Consider the following 15,975-nt stretch of genomic DNA (forward strand, 5'->3'; position numbering starts at 1 on the left):
CCCGGCGGTCCCGACCGCGCCCGCCGAGGACCCCGGCGGTCCCGACCGCGCCCGCCGAGGACTCCGGCGGGCGCGGCGGGGCTCAGCCGGCGCGGCGGGCGGCGTGCGCCCGGGAGGTCAGCTCCTCGGCCAGCCACCACGCCTCGGCGAGGTCACGGTCGAGCGCGGCGGCACCGGCGCCCCCGGCGGTGTCCGCGTGCACGGTCGCCAGCCGCAACCGCCGCTGCGCCGGGCCCTGGGTCACCCGCACGCTCTGGATCCGGGCGTACGGCACGATCATGAGTTTCCGGGTGAGCAGCCCGGCCCGGGCGGCGAAGACCCGCTCGTGGAGCCCGACGCCGACGGCCCGCCGGCTCAGCGGACGCAACCACCGCGCCCGGGGCGGGGGGAGGTTCGTGGCCAGCCCGGTCAGCCGCACCCCCGGCAGCACCTCCGCCACGATCCGCTCCCCGGTGCCCAGGTCGCCCACGGGCAGCAGCCGGTCGGGCCGGTTGCGGTCGTCGGCCTCGCCGGCCGCGTAGCCGGCCACCTCCAGCCGCAGCCGCAGCCAGCCCTTCCCGCGCCAGAGCAACGGCCAGGTGGCCCCGACCGTCTGCACCCGGTTCAGCGGCACGGTCTGGGCGCGGGTCTCCAGCAGGCCGTTGCGGACCCGCAGGGTGCCCTCGTCGCGGGCCAGCCGGAAGTTCCAGTCGTCGAGGACGCGGCGGACCGGTTGCAGCAGGACGCCGGCCATCGCGGTCAGCGTGCTCGCCACCGCGACGAACGACCAGGAGCCGGCGGAGAGGAACTGCGCCACCACGAAGGCCACCCCGAAGGGGAGCAGGAACGCCTGCGGGGTGAGCAGCTGGCTGATCAGCAGGTCCCGGTTCGCCACCGCGTGCAGGGCCCGCCCTGGCGGCGTCGGCACGACCGTCGCCTCGGCGTCCGCCGCCCCCGGCGCTGGCTGCGGCATCGGCCCGCCGTCGGCCAGCGTCAGCAGCCGCTGTCGCAGGGCGGTGGCCTCGGCCACCCCGAGGTACGCCAGCGGCGCCTCGGTCTTCCCGCCGCCGACCACCTCCAGGCGCAGCTCGGCCAGCCCGGTGAGCTGGGCGAGCAGGGGGCGGACCACCTCCACGGCCTGGAGGCGTTCCAGCGGGATGGCCCGGGTGCGCCGCCAGAGCAGCCCCTCGTAGACCCGCAGCTCCCGGCCGGTCACGTGATAGCCGGTGTTGTACCAGCTCACCACCGCTAGCACGGTCGCGCCGAGGGCCAGCACGGCGGCCATCGCGGCGAACCAGCCGAAGCCGACCCGGGACAGGGTCGACCAGGACAGCCCGGCGATGACCACGACCAGCGACTTCGCCCCGTGCAGCGCCGGGCTCAGCGGGTGCAGCCGCCGGCGCGGTTCCTCCTGCGGCCCCGCGCCCTCGACCTGCGGGTCGGTGCCGTGCTGGCCCTGACTCACAGTCCCTCCGCGCGGTCCTCGCCGAGCGCGGTGAGCCGGTCACGCAGCCGGGACGCCTCCGCCGGACGCAGCCCCGGCACCCGGGCGTCACTGGCCGCGGCGGCCGTGTGCAACTGCACGGTGGCCAGGTCGAATGCCCGCTCCAGCGGGCCGGCGCTGACGTCGACGAACTGCATCCGCGAGTACGGCACGATGGAGAGCCGGCGCACCAGCAGCCCGTGCCGCACCAGCAGGTCGTCCTCCCGCTCGGCGTACCCCCAGACGTGCACGGCGCGCACGATGGCGACGACCCGCCAGGCGGCGGCCAGCACCACCGCGCCGAGCGCGACGGCGAAGAGCCAGTGCCCGATGAGCACCCAACCGACCGCCAGCCCGAGCAGCACCATCCCGACCGATGCGGACAGGCGAAGCAGCTCGACCCAGATCAGGTCGGTCGAGACCGACTGCCACCGGACGCTCTGCGGCCATGGCTCCAGCGGCCCCGACGGGAACCCCGCCCCCGGATCGCCGGGCGGCGGCTCGGCGGCCAGCGGTGGTGGGGCGGCGGCCGGCGGTGGTGGGTCGGCGGGGGAGGACGGGGCAGCCGGCGGCGGGTCGCCGACGGGGTCGTCGGTCACCGGAAGGTTCCGCTCTGCGCGATCACGAGTCGAGCGTAGGCGATCCGGCCAGCGGCGCGGTCTCCCGGAGGAAGCCACGGGCGGCGAGGAAGTCGCCGAGCGAGGAGCGGTGCTCGGCGCAGGCGAGCCAGGTCTTGCGCCGGTCGGCGGTGTGCAGGCGGGGATTGTTCCAGCGCAGCGCCCAGGCCGCGGCGGCGCGGCAGCCCCGGGCCGAACAGATCGGTGCCGCGTCGGTGGGGAGGAGGGCGTTCATCCGGGCCAGTCTAGGCGTCGGGGCCGGTCCGGGCGCGCGGGGCGAAAAGTGAGCGCCGGGCGGCCACGGGGGGAGCCGCCCGGCGACGGGGTGAATCGTACACACGCCGGGGCCCCCGGTGTAAAGCAGCGATCGGCGATTCGCGGGCGCCGGCGCGGCGGCCGGAAAACGGGTTCTCCCCGTCTCGGCTCTCGGCGCGGCGTGCGAGTCTTGATACTGCACCACGCCGCGACGACCGACCATGCTGTGGAGGACCGGTGGCCCAGCCGACCACGCCCGACACCCCGACGCCGAACGGCAGCGCGACGCCGAACGGCACCCCGACGCCGAACGGCAGCGCGCCGGACACGCCCCCGCCGACCACCCCGGCCCAGGACGCGACCCTGCTGGAGCGGGCGCTGTTCGAGATCAAGCGGGTGATCGTCGGGCAGGACCGGATGGTCGAGCGGATGTTCGTGGCGCTGCTGGCCCGGGGGCACTGCCTGCTGGAGGGGGTGCCCGGCGTGGCGAAGACCCTCGCCGTGGAGACCCTCGCGAAGGTGGTCGGCGGTTCGTTCGCCCGGGTGCAGTTCACTCCGGACCTGGTCCCCGCCGACATCATGGGCACCCGGATCTACCGACAGTCGACCGAGAAGTTCGACGTCGAGCTGGGGCCGGTCTTCGTCAACTTCCTGCTGGCCGACGAGATCAACCGGGCCCCGGCCAAGGTGCAGTCGGCCCTGCTGGAGGTGATGAGCGAGCGGCAGGTCTCCATCGGCGGCCAGACCCACCGGGTGCCGGACCCGTTCCTGGTGATGGCCACCCAGAACCCGATCGAGCAGGAGGGCGTCTACCCGTTGCCGGAGGCGCAGCGGGACCGCTTCCTGATGAAGATCGTGGTGGGCTACCCGACCGACGCCGAGGAGCGGGAGATCGTCTACCGGATGGGGGTGGCCCCGCCGCAGCCCGCCCCGGTCTTCGACACCCAGGACCTGCTGGCCCTGCAGCGCAAGGCCGACCAGGTCTTCGTGCACAACGCGCTGGTGGACTACGCGGTCCGGCTGGTGCTGGCCACGCGTGCGCCGGCGGAGCACGGCATGCCCGACGTGGCGCGCCTGATCCAGTACGGTGCCAGCCCACGGGCCTCGCTCGGGCTGGTCCGGGCCACCCGGGCGCTGGCGCTGCTGCGCGGCCGCGACTACGCCCTGCCGCAGGACGTGCAGGACATCGCCCCGGACATCCTGCGGCACCGGCTGGTGCTCAGCTACGACGCGCTGGCCGACGACGTGCCGGCCGACCACGTGGTGCACCGGGTGATGTCGATGATCCCGCTGCCGTCGGTCGCGCCGCGCCAGCAGGCCACCCCGGTCGGCTCGCCGCCGGCCGTCGGCGGTTGGCCCGGGCAGCGGCCGTGACCGTGCCCGACCCACACCCCTCGGCGGGTGCGCCGTGGTCGCCGGCCGCACCCACCCCACAGCCCCCGGCGGGTACGCCGTGGTCGCCGGCCGCCGTGTCCCGCAACGAGGCGCTGCTGTCCCGGTTGCAGCTCATGGTCACCCGGAAGCTCGACGGCCTGCTGCAGGGCGACTACGCCGGCCTGTTGCCCGGTCCGGGCAGCGAGGCGGGGGAGTCGCGCGAGTACCGCCCCGGCGACGACGTACGCCGGATGGACTGGCCGGTGACCGCGCGCACGACGACGCCGCACGTGCGGCGCACCGTGGCCGACCGGGAGCTGGAGACGTGGCTCGCGGTGGACCTCTCGGCGAGCCTGGACTTCGGCACCGGCCGCTGGCTCAAGCGGGACGTGGTGGTCGCCGCGGCCGCCGCCCTCACCCACCTCACCGTGCGCGGCGGCAACCGGATCGGGGCGGTGGTGGGCAGCGGCGCGGCCCCGGCCGCCCCGGTGGGCCGGCGGCGGGGCGCGGCACCGCCGCCGGCCGGTCCCGGCCGGCTGGTCCGGCTGCCCGCCCGCTCCGGGCGCAAGGAGGCGCAGGGGCTGCTACGGGCCATCGCCGGCACCGAGATCCGCCCCGGCCGCAGCGACCTGGGCGCGCTGGTCGACATGCTCAACCGGCCGCCCCGGCGACGCGGCGTCGCCGTGGTGATCTCCGACTTCCTCGCGCCGCCGGAGCAGTGGGCGCGACCGATGCGCAAGCTGCGGGTCCGCCACGACCTGCTGGCGATCGAGGTGGTCGACCCGCGCGAGCTGGAGCTGCCCGACGTCGGGGTGCTGCCGGTGGTGGACCCGGAGACCGGCGAGCTGCACGAGGTGCAGACCGCCGACCCGCGGCTGCGCCGGCGCTACGCCGAGGCGGCCACCGCCCAGCGCGCGGCGATCTCCACCGAACTCCGCGCGGCGGGCGCGGCCCACCTGCGCCTGCGTACCGACACCGACTGGCTGCTCGACATGGTGCGTTTCGTGGCCGCGCAGCGGCACGCCCGCACCCGGGGGACGACACGATGATCCGCTTTCTGCAACCGTGGTGGCTGCTGGCCGTGCTGCCGGTGCTCGCCCTCGCCGCGCTGTACGTGTGGCGGCAACTGCACCGCCGGGCGTACGCGCTGCGGTTCACCAACGTGGACCTGCTGCGTACGCTCGCGCCCAAGGGGCTGGGCTGGCGGCGGCACGTGCCGGCCGTGGCTTTCCTGCTCAGCCTGCTGGTGCTCGCCACCGGCCTGGCCCGGCCGGCGATGGACACGAAGGAGCCGCTGGAACGGGCCACCGTGATGCTGGCCATCGACGTGTCGCTGTCCATGCAGGCCGACGACGTGTCGCCGAACCGGCTGGAGGCCGCCCAGGAGGCGGCCAAGCAGTTCGTCGGTGAGCTGCCGGAGACGTACAACCTGGGGTTGGTCTCGTTCGCCAAGTCGGCGAACGTGCTGGTGCCGCCCACCAAGGAGCGCGACGCGGTGGCCAGCGCGATCGACGGGCTGGTGCTGGCCGAGGCGACCGCGACCGGCGAGGCGGTCTTCACCTGCCTGGAGGCGATCCGGTCGGTGCCGGCGGACGGCGCGGCGGGCATCCCGCCGGCGCGGATCGTGCTGCTCTCCGACGGGTTCCGCACCTCGGGCCGGTCGGTGGAGGAGGCGGCGGCCGCCGCGCAGGCGGCCAACGTGCCGGTCTCCACGATCGCCTTCGGCACGGACAGCGGGCAGGTCGACATCGGCGGTCAGTTGCAGCGGGTGCCGGTGGACCGGATGGCGCTGGCCGAGCTGGCGGAGACCACCGAGGGGTACTTCTACGAGGCCGCCTCGGTCAGCGAGCTGAAGAAGGTCTACCAGGACATGGGCAGCTCGATCGGGTTCCGCACGGAGCCCCGCGAGATCACCCAGTGGTACGCGGGCATCGCCCTGCTGCTGGCCCTCTGCGCGGGCGCGGCCAGCCTGCTCTGGTCGTCCCGGCTGATCTGACGCGGCCCCGGCCGCCCCGGTCCCGCCGAGAGGGGGCCGGGGCGGCGCGCGTCACCGCGCCGAGCCCGCCGGGTCAGTGGCCGCTGCCGGCCAGTACGAACAGGACGGCCACCCAGACGGCGGCGAGGGTGAAACCCAGCGGGGCGACGTAACGGCTCATGGGGAGGCTCCGGTGGCGACTGGAGGTCCACGCCGGGGCGGGGACCGCGAGGGGGGAGGCGGAACGCGCACACGAAGTCGTGACCGGGTGCCCCCTCCGGCGTCCTGGTCGGACGGCGCACCCCGGTTCGCCGCCGACGGCGAGGGCCGCAGGGGCGCGGGGAGACGGGGATGCGGGGGAGCGGAGCTGGGTCAGCTCACCTGTTGAGCCGTGGCTCAGCGGGGCTGACGATCGGCCCGGCCACGACTGTGAGGATCGCTATCTCGCACAGCGATCACCTCCTGCGGTCGGCCTGGCCCGGAACGCGGATCATGTTACACCCGCGGTGAGCGTGCCCCGAACGCGCACCGGGTGGCCGGCGAGGGGCCGCAACCCGTTCCCCGCAAGGGTTGTCGCCCACCGGAACGGGATCGCGGCGCGGCGTGGCCGCCCCGCCCGACGCGCCCCGCGTTAGCCCTTACCTGCCGGTAACGCCTAGGCTCGCCACCGACGTAGATCAGCAGAGCAGAGGGGGACCCGTGGCCCGTACCGTGCTGGTGACCGGCGGCAACCGGGGGATCGGTTTGGCCATCGCGCAGTCGTTCGCCAAGCAGGGCGACCGGGTTGCGGTCACGCACCGTAGCGGCAGCGCCCCCGAGGGGCTCTTCGGCGTCACCTGCGACGTGACCGACTCCGCCTCCGTCGACGCGGCCTTCACCACGATCGAGGCCGAGCTGGGCCCGGTCGAGGTGCTGGTGGCCAACGCCGGCATCACCGACGACACGTTGATCATGCGGATGTCGGAGGAGCAGTTCACCCGGGTGGTGGACACCAACCTCACCGGCTCGTTCCGCTGCGCCAAGCGCGCGTCGACGAAGATGCTGCGGGCCCGCTGGGGCCGGATCATCTTCATCTCCTCGGTGGTCGGCCTCTACGGCAGCCCCGGCCAGGTCAACTACGCGGCCAGCAAGGCCGGCATGGTCGGCATGGCCCGCTCGCTGACCAGGGAGCTGGGCGGGCGCAACATCACCGCCAACGTCGTCGCGCCCGGCTTCATCGCCACCGACATGACCGCCGCGCTGCCCGAGGACCGCAGGGCCGAATACCTGAAGTCCATTCCCGCCGGCCGATTCGCCGCGCCCGAGGAGGTCGCCGAGGTGGTCACCTGGCTGGCCTCGGACTCCGCCGGCTACATCTCCGGCGCCGTCATCCCGGTCGACGGCGGCCTGGGCATGGGCCACTGACGCTGCTCACCGCACCGACTCAACGGAGGAACACCCACATGTCCGGACTGCTGGCCGGTAAGCGGCTGCTGGTCACCGGCGTCATCACCGACGCCTCGATCGCCTTCTCCGTGGCGAAGCTCGCCCAGGAGAACGGCGCGCAGGTCGTACTCACCGGCTACGGCCGGCTCTCGCTGGTCGAACGGATCGCCCGGCGGCTGCCGGAGCCCGCCCCGATCATCGAGCTGGACGTGACCGACCCGGTGCACCTCGACGGGCTGGCCGAGAAGGTCCGGGAGCACGTCGACGGCCTCGACGGGGTGGTGCACTCGATCGGGTTCGCCCCGAAGAGCTGCCTCGGCGGCGGCTTCCTCGACGCGCCGTGGGAGGACGTGGCCACCGCGCTGCACGTCTCCACGTACTCCTACAAGTCCCTGGCCATGGCGGCGCTGCCGTTGATGTCGCCGGGTGGCGCGGTGGTCGGCCTCACCTTCGACGCCACCCAGGCGTGGCCGGTGTACGACTGGATGGGCGTGGCGAAGGCCGGGCTGGAGTCCACCTCCCGCTACCTGGCGATGCACCTGGGTGAGCGGGGCATCCGCAGCAACCTGGTCGCCGCCGGGCCGCTGCGCACCATGGCCGCCAAGTCGATCCCCGGCTTCGAGAAGTTCGAGGCCGCCTGGGCCGAGCAGGCCCCGCTGAAGTGGAGCCTGACCGACCAGGAGCCGGCCGCCCGCGCCTGCCTGGCCCTGCTGTCGGACTGGTTCCCGGCCACCACCGGGGAGATCGTCCACGTCGACGGCGGCTACCACGCGGTCGGCGCCTCCCGCTGACCGCCGGCCCCGAGCCGCACCGCAGGGGCCCGTCGCGCGCACCGCATGGGCCCGTCGCGCGCACCGCAAGGGCCCCGAGCCGCCGCCTTCGGGCGCGGCCGGGGCCCCGGTGACCACCCGGACCAGGGGGGCCTGCCCCCGCCGGCCGGCCGGCGGGGAAGAATGACCCCATGGTGTACGACGCGTTGGTGCTGGTCTCCTTCGGCGGGCCCGAGCGGCCCGAGGACGTGCTGCCCTTCCTGCAGAACGTGACGCGGGGCCGGGGCGTGCCCCCGGAGCGGCTGGCCGAGGTGGTCGAGCACTACCAGCACTTCGGCGGGGTCTCCCCGATCAACCAGCAGTGCCGGGACTTGATCGCCGCGATCGAGGACGACTTCGCCGCCCACGGCGTCGACCTGCCGATCTACTGGGGCAACCGCAACTGGGATCCGATGCTCGCCGACACCGTGGCCCGGATGCGCGACGACGGGATCACCTCCGCCCTCGCCTTCGTCACCAGCGCCTACGGCGGCTACTCCTCCTGCCGGCAGTACCAGGAGGACATCGCCGCGGCCCGCGCGGCGGTCGGCCCGGACGCGCCGGTGATCGAGAAGCTGCGCCAGTTCTGGGACCATCCGGGCTTCGTCGAGCCGCACGCCGACGCGGTGCGGGCCGCACTGGGCCGGCTCGACCCGGCCCAGCGGGCCACCACCCGGTTGGTCTTCACCGCCCACTCGGTGCCCCTCTCGGCGGCGGCGGCCGCCGGCCCGCACGGCGGCCGGTACACCGCCCAGCTGGCGGAGGTCGCCCGGCTGGTGCACGCCGCGGCCGCCCCCGACCTCCCGTACGACCTGGTGTGGCAGAGCCGGTCCGGCCCGCCGCAGGTGCCGTGGCTGGAACCGGACGTCAACGACCACCTGGCCGCCGTCGCCGAGGCCGGCACCACCGCCGTGGTGGTCAGCCCGATCGGCTTCGTCTCCGACCACCTCGAGGTGGTGTGGGACCTCGACACCGAGGCGCGCGAGACGGCCGGGCGGGTCGGGTTGGACTTCGCCCGCGCCGCCACCCCGGGCACCGACCCGCGCTTCGTGGCGATGGTGCGGGAGTTGGTCGCCGAGCGCACCGAGCCGGGCGGGGAGCGGCTGCGCCGCCGCCTCGGCGAGCTGCCGCTGTGGGACACCTGCCCGACGGTCTGCTGCGTGCCGGCCCGCCGCCCGTGACCGACCCCACGCGCCGCGCTGCCGGTCCCGCCCGCCCCTCTGCGGCCACCGCCCGCCGACCCGCCACCCCTGGGAACACGAATGCGTGAGCGCAAGCCGGTGCAGAGCTGGCTGACCGACATGGACGGCGTGCTGGTGCACGAGGGGCAGCCGGTGCCCGGCGCGCCCGAGTTCATCAACCGGCTGCGCTCCTCCGGCACGCCGTTCCTGGTGCTGACCAACAACTCCATCTACACCCCGCGCGACCTGCGGGCCCGGCTGCTGCGGATGGGCTTCGAGGTGCCCGAGCAGGCCATCTGGACCTCCGCGCTGGCCACCGCCCAGTTCCTCGCCGACCAGCGGCCGGGCGGCACCGCGTACGCGATCGGGGAGGCCGGGCTGACCACGGCCCTGCACGCGGCCGGGTACGTGCTCACCGACTTCGCCCCCGACTACGTGGTGCTCGGGGAGACCCGGACCTACAGCTTCGAGGCGATCACCAAGGCGGTCCGGCTGATCAACGAGGGGGCCCGGTTCATCTGCACCAACCCCGACGTGACCGGCCCGTCGGTCGAGGGCGCGCTGCCGGCGGCCGGCTCGGTCGCGGCGATGATCTCGAAGGCGACCGGCGTGCAGCCGTACTTCGTCGGCAAGCCCAACCCGATGATGATGCGCTCGGCGCTGAACACCATCGACGCGCACTCCGAGACGACCGCCATGATCGGCGACCGGATGGACACCGACATCCTCTGCGGCCTGGAGGCCGGATTGGAGACGATCCTGGTGCTGACCGGGATCAGCACCAGGGCCGAGGCCGAGCGCTACCCGTACCGTCCGTCACGGGTCATCGACTCGATCGCCGACCTGCTGGACGAGGTGTGAGTCCCGCCGGTCAGGGGCGGAGCGGTGCGTTGCAGGCGGCGACCAGGGCCTGCCGGCAGGCGGTGGTGAGCGGGCGCAGCGCGGCGTCGCGCTGCTGGGCCTCGTAGTTGTTGATCGCCCCGCCCGGTGCGCCGTGCCCGGCCAGCGCGAGCACCCGGTCGAGCACGGCGGCGCGGGCGAAGAGCCGCCGCGACCGGGGGTCGAAGCCCGGCGGCAGGTCGGTGGTGCCGTCGGGTCGGCGCAGCGCGGCCAGCGCGCCGGCCAGCTCCGGCCGCCACTGGGCCACGTCGAGCCGGGTCAGCGCCGCCGTGGTCTCGGCCAGGGCGCTGGCCAGCTCGGCCTCCGCCTCGGCCGCGCCGGGCGAGCCCAGCGAGGCGGCCGGGGCGTTCGCGGGCAGCGGGTAGCACCGCCAGAGCACCGTCTCCCAGGTCATCCCCGAGCCGGAGGTGTGCGAGCGCACGTGCGGGATGAGCCCGAGGCCACCGGCCACCACCGCCTCGCCGACGACCAGCGCGGTGCCGGCGAAGTCGCCCGGACCGGGCAGCCCCCGGGGGTCGCCGGGCGCGGGGAGCACCAGCCGGATCTCGTCCGGGGAGAGCTTGGCCAGGGTGGGCAGCGCGTCGCGCAGCGGGACGTCGGTCCAGGTGCCGGGGGCGTCCGCGACGAGGTGCTCCTCGTCGCCGGCGATCTCCTCGGCGACCTCGTCGTACGGCACGAGCCCGGCACGCCAGGCGCGCACCCAGGCCACGAACCGGCTCGACCGGCGCGGCGCGATCGTGACCGCGCCCGTTGCGGGGGAGGACATGCAGAAGAGGGTACGTGCTACGCCCCGCCCGTGTCTCGACTGCCGCCCGCCCCGCCCGCCATCGCCGCGATCATGGAATCGTGGTGGCCGGTCGCTCCACATCTGCGCCTTTCGCGAGGCACCACGACTCCATGATCGACGGGGCTGCGGGGTGGGGCGGCGTGGGGTTCACGGGGTTCGGGGGGTTGGGTTTAGCGTGGGGGGATGGTGGGGCGGTATGGCGAGGACGTGTTGGCGGGGGACTGGCGGCGGCGCAAGGTCACACCCGAGGTGGACGCCGAGGTCGATCTCGTCGTCGAGGACGCCGACTCCGGGTTCTGCGGCGCGGTGGTCGGCTTCGAGGCCGGGGCGGTGGTGCTGGAGGACCGGCACGGGCGGCGGCGCAACTTCCCGCTGCTGCCGGCGGCGTTCCTGCTCGACGGGCGGCCGGTGACGCTGCGCCGACCCCGTGCCGCGCCCGTGCCGGCGGCCCGCCGGCGCACCGCCTCCGGCTCGATCGCCGTCGCCGACGTGCGCGCCCAGGTCGCCAAGGCCAGCCGGATCTGGGTGGAGGGCATCCACGATGCCGCCCTGGTCGAGCGGATCTGGGGCGACGACCTGCGCGTCGAGGGCGTGGTGGTCGAGCCGCTGGACGGCATCGACGAGCTCGCCGCGCAGGTGCGCGACTTCGGCCCCGGCCCGTCCCGGCGCCTCGGCGTGCTGGTCGACCACCTGGTGCCCGGCTCGAAGGAGAGCCGGATCGTCGCGCGGGTGACCTCCCCGCACGTGCTGGTCACCGGCCACCCGTACGTCGACGTGTGGCAGGCCGTGAAGCCGGCCGCGCTGGGCATCGCGGCGTGGCCGGTGGTGCCGCCGGGGCGGCCGTGGAAGGAGGGGGTCTGCGCGGCCCTCGGGGTGGCCGAGCCGGCGGACATGTGGCGGCTCATCCTCTCTCGGGTGGACAGCTTCGCCGACGTGGAGACCCCACTGATCAACGCGATGGAACGGCTGATCGACTTCGTCACCGAGCCGCCCGGCTGAGTCCCACCCTGACCGGGCTGAGCCCCACCCCGACCGGCTGAGCCCCACCCCGACCGGGCTGAGCCCCACCCCGACCGGGCCGGGCGGCGGCCCGGCCGGGGAGACTGCACCGGCGCGGGGTCAGGGCTCCTCGTCCGGGGTGCGGGTGAGGACGAAGGTGGCCATGTCGAGGGCGACCGGGGTGCCCTGCGCATCCCGCAGCACGGTGATGATCTCGCCGTCCTGCGGGCCGGAGCGGCCCCGCCAGCGGTCCGGGCCCTCCCGGGTGAAGCGCATCTCCGGGTTGCCGACCCGCCCGGCCCGCAGCTCGCCGGTGGCGGCGTCGGCCCGGAACTCGAACTCCGCGCCCATCCACCACCAGCGGCCGGTCAGCTCGGCCAGCTCGGCCGGGGGCGGGGCGTCGGCCGGGCGCCACGGCGCGACCGGGTCGCCGAGCGCGTCCAGGACCCCGGTGAGCACCTCCCGGCCGAGGCCGCCGAGGTGGCCGACCCGCAGGCCGTACGAGTTGGCGTAGCCGACCACGGCGGTGCGGGTGCGGCGGTGCACGGCCAGCGCGGCGACGTACCCGGGCATCGACCCGCCGTGGCCGACGTAGACCCGCTCGCCGACCCGGTACAGCTCGATGCCGAGGCCGTGCCCGCCGCTCCACGAGTCGAGGTCGCTGATCGCCACCGGCACGCACATCTCGGTGAGCGTCGCCGGGTCGAGCACGGCCGGGTCGGGGTCGGCCAGGAACGTCGCCCAGCGGCCGAGGTCGGTGATCGTCGACCAGAGCTGCCCGGCCGGGGCCATCGCCCCGCTGTCGGGGCGCGGCTCCTCGCGCAGCGTGTCGTGCCAGGGGTGCACCACGTACCCCCGGGCGAAGGGCTCGGTGGCCTGGTAGGTGGTGCGCGTCATGCCCAGCGGCTCCAGGATCCGCTGCCGGAGCAGGTCGTACCAGCCCGTCCCGGTGACCGCCGCCAGCACCCCGCCGAGCAACCCGTACGCCAGGTTGGAGTAGTGGTAGACCCGGTGCGGCGGGTAGGCGATCTTGTGTTCGCCCACGCCGGCCAGCACGGATTCCAGGTCGCCGACCTCGGTGCGCTCCCACCAGGGGCCGTCGGGCTCGCGTTGCAGGCCGCTGGCGTGGCCGAGGAGCTGGCGCAGGGTGAGCGCGCCGACGCCGGTGCCGGGCAGGTGGGCGTCGAGGCGGTCGTCCAGGGCCAGCGCGCCCGCGTCGCGCTGCTGCATGATCAGCACTGCGGTCATGGTCTTCGTGATCGAGCCGATTCGGTACTGCCGGTCGGAATCCGGGCGGGGATGCTCGCCGGCGGCGGCGACGTGGGCGAGCTCACCATCTCGCACCACGCCGAGCACGAGCGACGGCGTACGACCGGCGGACTGCGCGCGGGCGACGGCGGCGTCGACCTCTCGGGCGGTGTCGGGGGGCAGGGACACGGCTCCTCCTTGAGTCGCTGGGTGGGCCTGGCGGCCCTTCGCGGGCGGCTGCCACCGAGCCTACTGATCTTGTGCACGGGCCGGACGTGCTGCGACGTGGCACTCTTGAGGGGTGAACGCGGTGTTCTGGATCGTGCTGGGTGTGGTGTTGGCGGTCGCCGAGATCTTCACGACGACGCTCTTCCTGATCATGTTCGCGGTCGGCGCGTTCGCCGCCGCCGGTGCGGCGGCCCTCGGTGCGCCGACCGCCGGGCAGGCGGCGGTCTTCGCCGTGGTCTCGGCGCTGACCGTGCTGGTGGCCCGGCCGGCGCTGCGCCGCCACTCCGACTCCGGGGTCGCCGACGAGCAGCCGTACGGGGTGGCGGCGATCGAGGGCTCCACCGCGTTGGTGCTGGAGCACGTCGACGCGGACCGCGGCCTGGTCAAGATCGACGGTGAGCTGTGGAGCGCCCGGTCCTACGACGTGACGCAGAGTTTCACCCCCGGCCGGCGGGTGCGGGTGATAAAGGTTCAGGGCGCGACCGCCCTGGTCTGGGACGACGACGTTTCCACGCCGGGCGAGCTGCCCGAAGCGAGAGGGTGAGGGGTATGGAAATCCTGACGGTGCTGTTGGTCGCCGTGGCGTTGATCGTGGTGGTGACCCTGTTCAAGGCGGTGCGGATCGTGCCGCAGCAGCGCCAGGACGTGGTGGAGCGGCTGGGTAAGTACAAGCGCACCCTCAACCCGGGGCTGAACCTGCTGGTCCCCTTCGTCGATGCGGTACGCACCAAGGTCGACATGCGCGAGCAGGTGGTCAGCTTCCCGCCGCAGCCGGTGATCACCTCGGACAACCTGGTGGTGTCGATCGACACGGTGCTCTACTTCAAGGTCATCGACGCGGCCCGGGCGACGTACGAGATCTCTAACTTCCTCCAGGCCATCGAGCAGCTCACCGTCACCACGTTGCGTAACGTGATCGGCTCGCTGGACCTGGAGCGGGCGCTGACCAGCCGGGAGGAGATCAACCGGCACCTTTCGGGCGTGCTGGACGAGACCACCGGCCGGTGGGGCATCAAGGTCACCCGGGTGGAGATCAAGGCGATCGAGCCGCCGGCCAGCATCCGCGACTCGATGGAGAAGCAGATGCGCGCCGAGCGGGACCGCCGGGCGGCGATCCTGACCGCCGAGGGGCACAAGCAGTCGCAGATCCTCACCGCCGAGGGCGACAAGCAGTCCGCGGTGCTGCGCGCCGACGGTGACCGGCAGGCCCGCATCCTCCAGGCCGAGGGGCAGGCGAAGGCGATCCGGACGGTCTTCGACGCCATCCACCAGGCCAACCCGAGCCAGAAGGTGCTCGCCTACCAATACCTTCAGGCGCTGCCGCAGATCGCCAACGGCACGGCCAACAAGGTCTGGATCGTCCCGGCCGAGCTGACCAAGGCCCTGGAGGGCATGGGCGGCGCGCTGGGCGGGCTGAGCCAGATGGTCGGCGACCAGCCGGCCCCGGAGGCGGCCGGCCACGCGAGCGCCGTCGAGCGGGAGGCCGCCGAGGCCGCCCAGGCCGCGGCCGCCGCCGCCCAGCAGATCAACGACGAGGTACGCGTCGCCGAGGCCCAGGCCACCGGCGGCAACACCCCGCAGGGGCTGCCGGCCCCGGAGCCGGTCTCCCCGGGGAGCCTGCTCAACGAGCCCGACCGGCGCGAGCGCGCCTGACGGTCGCGCCGGCCGGCCGAGGGGCCGGCCGGGAATGTGAATAGTCCTCATGTGGCGCTCCGGCACCTGACACCATCGGTTCTGAGGAACGGGTGGTGATCGGGAGCCGGGGCGCCGCGGCGCGTCCGGCCCCGCCGAGCAGCGCAGCGAGGTGACGCATGAAGGAACCCGCGAAGAGGAACCGCTCCACCGCCGTGCCCGGCGCGCACGACCCGGCCGGGCCGCTGGGCACCCGGCGTACCGGGGGCGGCTTCGGGGTGCTGCCGTTCATCACCGAGCCGCTGCCCGCGCCGGCCACCAACGCCACCTGGGCCTGGTCGCTGCGCCGCTTCGGCCGCGCCGCCGTCTGGCTGCTGCCCGCGTACGCGGTGCTCTACGGGCTGGTGTCGTGGGCCAGCGACGGCGGGCTGGGCAACGCCCCGTACCCGGCCGACGGGGGGCAGCTCTACCTGGTGGGCTGGGTCGCCGCCGTCTGGCTCGGGCTGCTCGCCCTGCTGGCCCTGACCGGCCTGCTGGCCGCCACCCGCAGCCGCCGCACGGCCGCCGCCGGGCTGCTGGCCAGCATCGCCGGCATCGTGCTCATGCTGCCCTTCGCCGGGCTGACCGCGCAGGCCCCGGTCTTCGGCACCACGGCCCGCACCCTGGTGCTGCTCGGTGCCACCTGCTACACCGCCGGTTGGCTGCTCACCGGCTGGGCGGTGGCCCGCTCCGGGACGTTCAGCATGGGCGACGGCACGATGCTGATGATCGCCGCGCCGCTGCTCGGCATCGGCGGCGCGCTCATCGGTTCGCTGCAGACCTTCGGGGCGATCTTCGTGCTGATCGCCGGAATCGGCATCGGGTACCGCTCCGGTCGCCTGGTCCCCGCCACGATCGCCCGGGACGCGGCCACCGCCAGCGTCGCCACCGCCAACGCCCCGCTGCCAGGCCCCGGCGCGACCCCCGGCCCCGGCGGCGGCCCCCTCGCCGCCGGCTGACCCGAGGCCGGCGGCCGATTTGCAGCGGCGGGCCGGACCATCGCCCGCGCGCCGCCGGCTGACGACGGCTGACGGTGCGCGCCGG

General features: G+C 74.6%; 16 protein-coding genes. 11 read left to right on the forward strand and 5 right to left on the reverse strand.

All coding sequences use genetic code 11. The features are described from left to right. Positions 1-82 precede the first annotated feature (82 nt). From ACLQ2V_RS13275 to ACLQ2V_RS13285, 3 genes are all read right to left on the reverse strand, one after another. Positions 83-1,444, reverse strand: a complete 1,362-nt coding sequence (locus ACLQ2V_RS13275) for a PH domain-containing protein (RefSeq protein WP_425718730.1) — start codon at positions 1,442-1,444, stop codon at positions 83-85. Further along, complete coding sequence (locus tag ACLQ2V_RS13280) at positions 1,441-1,974, reverse strand: PH domain-containing protein (protein WP_425718840.1); 534 nt, start codon at positions 1,972-1,974, stop codon at positions 1,441-1,443. The genes ACLQ2V_RS13275 and ACLQ2V_RS13280 overlap by 4 nt, the downstream gene beginning before the upstream one ends. 109 nt (positions 1,975-2,083) lie before the next feature. Beyond that, complete coding sequence (locus tag ACLQ2V_RS13285; protein ID WP_425718731.1) at positions 2,084-2,314, reverse strand: hypothetical protein; 231 nt, start codon at positions 2,312-2,314, stop codon at positions 2,084-2,086. A 257-nt stretch (positions 2,315-2,571) separates the two neighbouring features. Between ACLQ2V_RS13285 and ACLQ2V_RS13290 the strand changes: the two genes are divergently transcribed. The 7 genes from ACLQ2V_RS13290 (at position 2,572) to ACLQ2V_RS13320 (ending at position 9,959) form a co-directional block, all read left to right on the forward strand. Further along, positions 2,572-3,708 carry an AAA family ATPase gene (locus ACLQ2V_RS13290; protein ID WP_425718732.1) on the forward strand — a complete coding sequence of 379 codons (1,137 nt, stop codon included), beginning with the start codon at positions 2,572-2,574 and terminating at the stop codon, positions 3,706-3,708. Further along, positions 3,687-4,757 (forward strand): DUF58 domain-containing protein, encoded by a 1,071-nt coding sequence (locus tag ACLQ2V_RS13295; protein WP_425718733.1) that lies wholly within the window; start codon positions 3,687-3,689, stop codon positions 4,755-4,757. The genes ACLQ2V_RS13290 and ACLQ2V_RS13295 overlap by 22 nt, the downstream gene beginning before the upstream one ends. Next, positions 4,754-5,704, forward strand: coding sequence for a VWA domain-containing protein (locus ACLQ2V_RS13300; protein WP_425718734.1), 951 nt, complete (start codon positions 4,754-4,756; stop codon positions 5,702-5,704). The genes ACLQ2V_RS13295 and ACLQ2V_RS13300 overlap by 4 nt, the downstream gene beginning before the upstream one ends. Positions 5,705-6,382: 678 nt before the next feature. Then, on the forward strand, positions 6,383-7,087 hold the full coding sequence (gene fabG / locus ACLQ2V_RS13305; RefSeq protein ID WP_425718735.1) for a 3-oxoacyl-[acyl-carrier-protein] reductase: 705 nt from the start codon (positions 6,383-6,385) through the stop codon (positions 7,085-7,087). Positions 7,088-7,125: 38 nt separating this feature from the next. Next, the gene (gene fabI, locus ACLQ2V_RS13310; protein ID WP_425718736.1) at positions 7,126-7,899 is read left to right on the forward strand and encodes an enoyl-ACP reductase FabI; all 774 of its coding nucleotides are present in this window, start codon (positions 7,126-7,128) and stop codon (positions 7,897-7,899) included. A 170-nt stretch (positions 7,900-8,069) separates the two neighbouring features. After that, positions 8,070-9,098 carry a ferrochelatase gene (locus ACLQ2V_RS13315; protein ID WP_425718737.1) on the forward strand — a complete coding sequence of 343 codons (1,029 nt, stop codon included), beginning with the start codon at positions 8,070-8,072 and terminating at the stop codon, positions 9,096-9,098. Positions 9,099-9,179: 81 nt separating this feature from the next. Continuing rightward, positions 9,180-9,959: an HAD-IIA family hydrolase gene (locus tag ACLQ2V_RS13320; protein WP_425718738.1), complete on the forward strand. Its 780-nt coding sequence runs from the start codon at positions 9,180-9,182 to the stop codon at positions 9,957-9,959. A gap of 10 nt (positions 9,960-9,969) precedes the next feature. Here the strand turns inward: ACLQ2V_RS13320 and ACLQ2V_RS13325 are convergent, their stop codons facing one another. Then, a complete protein-coding gene (locus ACLQ2V_RS13325; RefSeq protein ID WP_425718739.1) occupies positions 9,970-10,764 on the reverse strand; it encodes a hypothetical protein in 795 nt (264 codons plus the stop codon). A 204-nt stretch (positions 10,765-10,968) separates the two neighbouring features. Here ACLQ2V_RS13325 and ACLQ2V_RS13330 point away from each other — a divergent pair, with 204 nt between their 5' ends. Further along, complete coding sequence (locus ACLQ2V_RS13330; protein WP_425718740.1) at positions 10,969-11,784, forward strand: DUF3097 domain-containing protein; 816 nt, start codon at positions 10,969-10,971, stop codon at positions 11,782-11,784. Between the two features lie 120 nt (positions 11,785-11,904). Here ACLQ2V_RS13330 and ACLQ2V_RS13335 read toward each other — a convergent pair whose 3' ends face one another. Continuing rightward, positions 11,905-13,221 (reverse strand): serine hydrolase domain-containing protein, encoded by a 1,317-nt coding sequence (locus tag ACLQ2V_RS13335; RefSeq protein ID WP_425718741.1) that lies wholly within the window; start codon positions 13,219-13,221, stop codon positions 11,905-11,907. 112 nt (positions 13,222-13,333) lie between these two features. On the opposite strand from ACLQ2V_RS13335, the gene ACLQ2V_RS13340 reads away from it, so the two are divergent. The 3 genes from ACLQ2V_RS13340 (at position 13,334) to ACLQ2V_RS13350 (ending at position 15,890) form a co-directional block, all read left to right on the forward strand. Beyond that, a complete protein-coding gene (locus ACLQ2V_RS13340; RefSeq protein WP_425718742.1) occupies positions 13,334-13,804 on the forward strand; it encodes an NfeD family protein in 471 nt (156 codons plus the stop codon). 5 nt (positions 13,805-13,809) lie between these two features. Next, positions 13,810-14,913, forward strand: a complete 1,104-nt coding sequence (locus ACLQ2V_RS13345; RefSeq protein WP_425718743.1) for an SPFH domain-containing protein — start codon at positions 13,810-13,812, stop codon at positions 14,911-14,913. 158 nt (positions 14,914-15,071) lie between these two features. Beyond that, positions 15,072-15,890 carry a hypothetical protein gene (locus ACLQ2V_RS13350; protein WP_425718744.1) on the forward strand — a complete coding sequence of 273 codons (819 nt, stop codon included), beginning with the start codon at positions 15,072-15,074 and terminating at the stop codon, positions 15,888-15,890. Positions 15,891-15,975: the final 85 nt, after the last annotated feature.

Origin of the sequence: Micromonospora sp. DT233 (assembly GCF_049841815.1) — a bacterium.
Lineage (GTDB): Bacteria > Actinomycetota > Actinomycetes > Mycobacteriales > Micromonosporaceae > Micromonospora.